The organism is Nonomuraea rhizosphaerae (assembly GCF_019396405.1).
Taxonomy (GTDB): domain Bacteria; phylum Actinomycetota; class Actinomycetes; order Streptosporangiales; family Streptosporangiaceae; genus Nonomuraea; species Nonomuraea rhizosphaerae.
In genome coordinates this window covers 21,487-28,494 of the sequence record NZ_JAHKRL010000462.1, presented here as the reverse complement: position 1 = coordinate 28,494, position 7,008 = coordinate 21,487, and the positions used below count along the sequence as shown (strand labels likewise).

6 protein-coding genes are annotated in these 7,008 nt (G+C 71.5%); 2 read left to right on the top strand and 4 right to left on the bottom strand.

Annotated elements, in window-relative coordinates; all coding sequences use genetic code 11:
- Positions 1 to 459: 459 nt before the first annotated feature.
- From KME77_RS23600 to KME77_RS23585, 4 genes are read right to left on the bottom strand one after another with little or no spacing between them, the layout of a single operon-like run.
- Positions 460 to 1,404 (bottom strand): ROK family protein, encoded by a 945-nt coding sequence (locus KME77_RS23600; RefSeq protein WP_219471117.1) that lies wholly within the window; start codon positions 1,402 to 1,404, stop codon positions 460 to 462.
- Positions 1,401 to 2,585 carry a sugar ABC transporter permease gene (locus tag KME77_RS23595; protein ID WP_219471116.1) on the bottom strand — a complete coding sequence of 395 codons (1,185 nt, stop codon included), beginning with the start codon at positions 2,583 to 2,585 and terminating at the stop codon, positions 1,401 to 1,403. The genes KME77_RS23600 and KME77_RS23595 overlap by 4 nt, the downstream gene beginning before the upstream one ends.
- Positions 2,582 to 3,301 (bottom strand): ATP-binding cassette domain-containing protein, encoded by a 720-nt coding sequence (locus KME77_RS23590; RefSeq protein ID WP_219471115.1) that lies wholly within the window; start codon positions 3,299 to 3,301, stop codon positions 2,582 to 2,584. Before KME77_RS23590 ends, KME77_RS23595 begins: the two co-directional genes overlap by 4 nt.
- Positions 3,302 to 4,393 (bottom strand): sugar ABC transporter substrate-binding protein, encoded by a 1,092-nt coding sequence (locus tag KME77_RS23585; RefSeq protein WP_219471114.1) that lies wholly within the window; start codon positions 4,391 to 4,393, stop codon positions 3,302 to 3,304.
- Between the two features lie 104 nt (positions 4,394 to 4,497).
- Between KME77_RS23585 and KME77_RS23580 the strand changes: the two genes are divergently transcribed.
- Both KME77_RS23580 and KME77_RS23575 read left to right on the top strand, forming a co-directional pair.
- The gene (locus KME77_RS23580) at positions 4,498 to 5,664 is read left to right on the top strand and encodes an ROK family transcriptional regulator (RefSeq protein WP_246610607.1); all 1,167 of its coding nucleotides are present in this window, start codon (positions 4,498 to 4,500) and stop codon (positions 5,662 to 5,664) included.
- A gap of 122 nt (positions 5,665 to 5,786) precedes the next feature.
- Positions 5,787 to 6,833: a 3-isopropylmalate dehydrogenase gene (locus tag KME77_RS23575; RefSeq protein ID WP_219471112.1), complete on the top strand. Its 1,047-nt coding sequence runs from the start codon at positions 5,787 to 5,789 to the stop codon at positions 6,831 to 6,833.
- Positions 6,834 to 7,008 lie beyond the last annotated feature (175 nt).

The following is a 7,008-nucleotide window of genomic DNA, read 5'->3' as shown; positions in this document are numbered from 1 at the left end:
GCGGGCGCTCGGTCGACCTGGAGGACTAGGCGTCTCCCCGTACGGCTGCCGCTGGATCCGTCCCGCGGCAGCCGTTTTTCTGTCTCAGCATGCGAGATACTAGGACATCCAACGAGACAGTCGGGTTATCGTTTACCCAATGCGCCAGGTTCTCGTACTTATTACCTGCCGCGGCGGGGCCTGTTAGGGCAGGTCGACGACCCGTCGCGGTGAGCGGCGTTCGTGTCGACCGTCAAGTCCCTTCGTCCGGTCCGCGATCCGGACCTTCGAGATCAGGCCCGGTCGGATCCGTGACCGGGATCCGGCTTCACCGCACGACGCCCCGCGAAATGAGATGAGACACATGTACGACATGTATGCCTGGAACGGCGCCGAGGACACCGAGGACGAGGCCGCCGAGGCCCTGCAGACCGCCCTGGACCGCAGGGACAACGGCGGCGCCCCCCAGAACTCCGACCGCTAGGCGTCCCGGGACGCCTGTGCGGCGGCGTGGGCCAGGGCCAGCGCTCCCAGCAGCGGCGCGTCGTCGGCGAACCTCGCCGGGCGCACCTCGGGCGGGAACGGCACGGCCCTGCGCAGCTCCGCGGCCAGCCGCGGCATGATCAGGCCGGCCGCGCCCATCATGCCGCCGCCGACCACCAGGCGTTCGGGGTCGAGCGTCACGCACAGGTTCGCCGCGCTCATCGCCAGCAGCCCGATCACCTCGTCCACGAGGCCCGCCGCGCCGTCGGCGTCGCCCCGCAGGCCCGCCCTGCCGCCGGCGTCGCCCGGTGACGCGTCTCGTGCGCCGCCGTCGCCGCGGCCGTGGTGGGCGAGCAGTTCGGCCGCCGTCGTCGGGCGGCCGAGCAGAGCCGTCCCGCGCGCGGCGAGCGCCGCGCCCGAGACCCGCTCCTCCAGCGGCACGTGCCCGTCGGCGAAGGCGGGCTCGCCCGGCACGGTCTGCGCGTAGCCGATCTCACCGGCCGCCCCGTGCGCCCCCGACACCACCTGGCCGCCCACCACCAGCGCCGCCGCCAGCCCGGTGCCCAGGTTCAGGTACACCCCGGTCGAGACGCCGCGCAGCGCGCCCCATCGCAGCTCGGCCGCCGCCGCGGCCTTCACGTCGTTGTCGATGGCCACCGGGACGGCCCCGTACTCCTCCCGCAGCAGCCGGGGCAGCTCCAGGCCCTCCCAGCCGGGCACGTTCGGGGCCAGGCGCACCCGCCCGTCGCGGACGACGCCGCAGGTCGAGAACCCGACCGCGGCCGGCGAGCCGTCCAGCCCGCGCGCCGCGGCCAGCGCCCGCTCCAGCGCGCCCGCGCCGCTGTCGAGCCGGACCCGCTCGGCGATCTCGGGGCCGTCGGCCACCGACACGCCGACGGCGACCTTCGTCCCGCCCACGTCGATCCCCAGGACCCGGCTCACCGGGGGGCGCCCCTGCGGGCCAGCGAGTCGATCGCCACGGCCAGGGCCAGCACCGCCGCCGTCACCATGAACCGTACGGAGGAGTCCACGCTGAGCAGGTACATCCCGCTGGTGATCGACTGGATGACCAGCACCCCGAGCAGCGCGTCGTAGGCGCGCCCGCGCCCGCCGAACAGCGACGTGCCGCCGATGACGGCCGCCGCGATGGCCATGAGCAGGATGTCGCTGCCGCCCGACTGCTGGTTGACCGCCGACAGTCGGCTGGCCGCCAGGATGCCGCCGGCCGCCGCCAGCGTGGAGGCCAGCGTGAACGCCAGGATCCTGATCCGCGTCACGTTGATCCCGGCCCGCCGCGCGGCCTCGGCGTTGCCGCCGACGGCGTACACGTGCCGGCCGAACGTGGTGTGCCTCAGCACGAGGTCGAACGCCACGACCAGCGCGCCGAAGATGATCAGCAGCAGCGGCACGCCCCGGTCGGCCGACATGACCAGCACGCCGGCGACCAGCAGCACGGCCAGCCCGGCGATCCTGGTCAGCAGCCACCACAGGGGAGTGACGGGCAGCCCGGCGGCCAGCCTGAGCCGCCTGGTGAACACCGCCGCCCCGCCCGGGACCAGCACCAGGGCCGCCACCAGCGCCCACGACAGCCACGGCGGCAGCCAGGTGTCGCTCAGCCCCGAGATGAACCCGGTGAACGGCAGGTTGATCGTCCCGCCCTGCCGCAGCAGGTACAGCAGCAGCCCGAGCCAGCCCATCAGCCCGGCCAGCGTGACCACGAACGACGGCATGCGCAGCTTGGTGAACATCACCCCGTGCACCAGCCCGATCCCCGCCCCGGCGGCGAGGGCGAGCAGGATGGCGGCCGGCGGGCTCCAGCCCTGTTTGACGTGGACGATCGTCATGATCGTCGCGCAGAGGCCGCTGACCGAGCCCGCCGACAGGTCGATCTCGCCGAGCAGCAGCACCATGATGATGCCCAGCGAGATCGTGCCGGTCGCGGCCATCTGCAGGGCCAGGTTCGTGAGGTTCTCGGGGGCGAGGAAGCGGTCGTTGAGCGCGCTGAAGACGATCGCGATCGCCACCAGCCCGCCGACGACCGGCCACGCGCCGACGTCCCCCTGCCGCAGCCGTTCGACGGCGACCTTCGGCGTGTACGGCTTGCGCGCCAGCGTGCCGGTCACCGTGCCGCCCCCGTGATCGCGGCCACGATCTCCTCCTGGGCGGTCGCGGCGGTGTCGAACTCGCCCGCGTTGCGCCCCAGCCGCAGCACCACCACGCGGTCGCTCACCTTCCGTACGTCGGCCAGGTTGTGCGAGATGACCAGGACGGCCAGCCCGCGTTCGCGCAGCCGCCCGATCAGCGCCAGCACCTGGGCCGTCTGCTCCACGCCCAGCGCGGCCGTGGGCTCGTCCAGGATGACCAGGCGCGGCTCGCCGATCAGCGCCCTGGCGATGGCCACGGACTGGCGCTGGCCGCCGGACAGCATGGCGACCGGCACGCGGATGTCCCTGATGCGGACGTCGAGCTGTTCGAGCAGGTCGCGGGTGGCGCGCTCCATCACGATGTGGCGCAGCACGGTCGCGCGGCGGCGTTCCGTGCCGAGGAACAGGTTGGCGACGACGTCCAGGTTCTCGCAGAGCGCGAGGTCCTGGTAGACGGTGGAGACGCCGAGCGCCTGCGCGTCGTGCGGGGTGCCGATCCTGACGTTCGCGCCGTCGATCGTGATCGCCCCCTCGTCCGGGACGACCACCCCCGAGATGGCCTTGACCAGCGTGGACTTGCCGGCGCCGTTGTCGCCCATGAGGGCGGTCACCTCACCGGCGCGCAGGGTGAGGCTCGCGCCGTCGAGCGCCTGGACCGCGCCGTAGCGCTTGGAGATGCCTGTCGCGGAGAGCATCTACTGGATGCCCGCCTTCGCGCAGGCGGCCTTGACCTCGCCGGCGCAGATCTGGTCGGCCGTGTAGAACTTGTCCTTCACGATCGTGTCCTTGACCTTGTCGGCGGTGACCGGGATGGGGTCGAGGAGGAAGGCCGGGATGTCCACCGTGCCGTTGTTGACCTTGCTGGTCGCGGGAGGCTGCTCGCCCTTGGACAGGGCCACGGCCAGCTCGGCGGACTTCTCGGCCTCAGCCCTGATGTCCAGATATATGGTCATGTACTGCTCGCCGGTGAGGATGCGCTGGACGGCGGCCAGCTCGGCGTCCTGGCCGGTGATCGGCGGCAGCTCCTTGTAGCCGGCCCGCTTCATGGCCGCGATCGCGCCGCCCGCCATGCCGTCGTTGGCCGACAGCACGCCCACGATGTTGTCCTTGCCGATGGCGGTGATCGCCTGCTCCATCTGCTGCTGGGCCTTGTCGGGGCTCCAGTCGGGCGTGTCGAACTCCCTGCCGACCTTCACCTTCCCGTCCAGCACGCTCTTGGCGCCCTTCTTGTAGTCGGCCGAGCTGGGGTCGGTGGGCGAGCCGTGGATCTCTACGATCTGGCCCTTGGCGGTGCTGCCCTTGGCGTTCATGGCGTCGAGCAGCGCCTGCCCCTGCATCTCGCCCACCCGTACGTTGTTGAACGAGACGTAGTACGCGTAGTCGATGCCGGAGATCAGCCGGTCGTAGGCGATCACCGGGATCTTCTTCTGCTTGGCCTGGTTGACCAGCGGCGCGACGGCGTTGGCGTCTACGGCGTCGAGCACGAGGACGTTCGCGCCCTGGGTGAGCGCGGCCTCGACCTGTTGCTGCTGCTTGGCGGCGTCCTGCTCGGCGTTGCTGTAGAGGATCTTGCAGTCGGCGCAGAGCGACTTCACCTTCGCCTCGAACAGCGGGCGGTCGAACGCCTCGTAGCGTGTCGTCTTCGACTCGGGCAGGAAGAGGGCGATCGTCTTACCCTCCTGCCGCTGGGCGGTGGTGTCCGGGCTCGCGGTCGTGCCCGTGCTGTTTCCGCAGGCGGCGGCCAGTAACAGCGCCGCGGCAGGGATCAGTCGCCATGCTCGGCCCATCGCACATCGTCCCTTTCGGCTGAGGGGCGCGCCCCTCAGGGTGGCCTTTTGGTAAGAAAGGTAATTTACTATCAGGGTTGTTGGCTAGAGTCTCTCGCGTGGAGATGCGGGGTGAGCTGGGTAATCCGCGGCTGCTACGGGTGCTGAACGAGCGCAGGCTGCTCGACCAGCTCCACGCGCGCGGCCCGTCGTCGCGGGCCGACCTGGCCAAGATCACCGGTCTGTCGAAGCCGACCGTCTCGGCGGCGCTGGCCGGCCTGGAGGAGGACGGCCTGGTCCACCTGGTCGGCGAGGTGTCCGGCCGGCCGGGCCCGGTCACGTCGCTGTACGACATGAACGCCGCCTCGGCCCACGTGGCCGGCATCGACATCGGGCGCGACTGGATCCGCGTCGCCGTGGCCGACCTGCGCGGCACGTTCGCCGGGCGCACCGACGGGCGCAACACCGCCCGCGACTCCGCCGAGCTGGCCGCCCTGGTCGGCGAGCTGTGCCGGGCCGCCGCCCGGGAGGCCGAGATCGACTGGTCCGCGATCACGTGCGCGGTCGTCGGCTCGCCCGGCGTCTACGACCCCACCCGCGGCCGCCTCGACCTCGCCCCCAACCTCCCCGGCCCGCCCGACCTCGCCTCCCGCCTGCGTGCCGCCCTGGACGTGGACCTGGTCATCGAGAACGACATCAACCTCGCGGCGGTGGGCGAGCACGCGTACGGGGAGGGCCGCGGCAAGTCCAACTTCGCCCTGGTCTCGATCGGCACCGGCGTCGGCATGGGCATCGTCGTCAACGGCGACCTGTACGTGGGCGCCAGGGGAGCGGCCGGCGAGGTCTCCTACCTGCCCGCGGTGGAGGACCCCACCCCGTCGGGCGACGCCCGCGCCCACGGCGCGACGGAGACGGTCGCCTCCGCCCCGGGTGTCGTACGGGCGGCGCGGGCGGCCGGGCTGGAGCTGGAGACGGCCAAGCAGGTGTTCGAGGCCGCCGCGACGGGCAACCCGGTGGCCCGATCGGTGGTGGAGGCCGAGGGGCGGCGCATCGGCGGGCTGCTGGTGGCGGTGGCCGCCGTGCTGGATCCGGAGATCATCGTGCTGAGCGGCGGGGTGGGCCGGAACCTCGACCTGCTGGGCAGGGCCATCGAGGACCGGATCGCCGAGCTGGGGCCGCTGCGCCCGACGGTGGTGGCGGGGGCGCTGGGGGACAGCGGGGTGCTGCTGGGGGCCGTGGCCCACGCCAAGACCAGGGCCTGGGACGTGATCTTCGACGCCCGTCGCGGGTGAGCCCTGGTCGGCGGGTGGCGGATGCCCCACGCTTGCCGTACAAAAGACTTGAAGTTTACCAAAATGGTCCGACATGTGAGACGCCGTGTTCGGCAGTCGAGACGAGGCGGTAGGGTACCCCCATGGAGCAGCGCAACATTCGCCTCGCGGTCATCCCTGGGGACGGCATCGGTTCGGAGGTCGTGGCCGAGGGCCTGAAGGTGCTGGAAGCGGTCGGCACCAAGATCGAGCCCACCCACTACGACCTGGGCGCCGCCCGCTACCACCGCACCGGCGAGACGCTGCCCGACGCCGTGCTGGAGGAGCTGCGCGGCTACGACGCGATCCTGCTCGGCGCGGTCGGCGACCCCAGCGTGCCGCCCGGCGTCCTGGAGCGCGACCTGCTGCTGCGCCTGCGCTTCGAGTTCGACCACTACGTCAACCTGCGCCCGGTCAAGCTGTTCCCCGGCGTCGAGACGCCGCTGGCCGACACGCCAACCGAGGACATCGACATGATCGTCGTCCGCGAGGGCACCGAGGGCCTCTACGCCGGCACCGGCGGCGTCATGCGCCGCGGCACCCCGCACGAGATCGCCACCCAGGAGTCCCTCAACACCGCCCACGGCGTCGAGCGCGTGGTCCGCTACGCGTTCGAGAAGGCCCAGGCGCGACCGCGCAAGAAGCTCACGCTCGTCCACAAGACGAACGTGCTGACCTACGCCGGTGACCTGTGGCAGCGCACCGTCAACCGGGTGGCCGAGGAATACCCCGAGGTCACCACCGACTACAGCCACATCGACGCGGCCTCGATGTTCTTCGTGTCGCAGCCCGAGCGGTTCGACGTGATCGTCACCGACAACCTGTTCGGCGACATCATCACCGACCTCGGCGCGGCGATCGCGGGCGGCATCGGCCTGGCCGCCAGCGGCAACATCAACCCCGAGCGCACCTCGCCGAGCATGTTCGAGCCGGTGCACGGCAGCGCCCCCGACATCGCGGGCCAGGGCAAGGCCGACCCGACCGCGACGATCCTCTCGGTCGCCATGCTCCTCGACCACCTGGGCCTGTCCGCCGAGGCGGCCAAGGTCGAGCAGGCCGTCGCCGAGGACATCGTGGAGCGCCTGGCCGGCTGGTCCGGTCGCACGACCCACGAGATCGGCGACGACATCACCGCGCGAGTATCGGGCTAGGGCCGCCTAGATCCCTCAGCGCCTGGCGGTCCACACCCGGACCGTCAGGCGCTTTTTTGCGTTAAACGGACATAGCCCCCCGTTGGCCACAACTAATCCCAAATGACGAGACAATAGGAAGTACAGGCTGCCCAGCGCAGGACTGTTCAGAATCGCAGAGAAGAGGACCTCCGTC

Excerpts from the sequence above, each read along its gene's own strand:
- KME77_RS23590 (WP_219471115.1), bottom strand. The coding sequence starts at position 3,301 with ATGCTCTCCGCGACAGGCATCTCCAAGCGCTACGGCGCGGTCCAGGCG.
- KME77_RS23585 (WP_219471114.1), bottom strand. The coding sequence starts at position 4,393 with ATGGGCCGAGCATGGCGACTGATCCCTGCCGCGGCGCTGTTACTGGCC.
- KME77_RS23580 (WP_246610607.1), top strand. The coding sequence starts at position 4,498 with ATGCGGGGTGAGCTGGGTAATCCGCGGCTGCTACGGGTGCTGAACGAG.
- KME77_RS23575 (WP_219471112.1), top strand. The coding sequence starts at position 5,787 with ATGGAGCAGCGCAACATTCGCCTCGCGGTCATCCCTGGGGACGGCATC.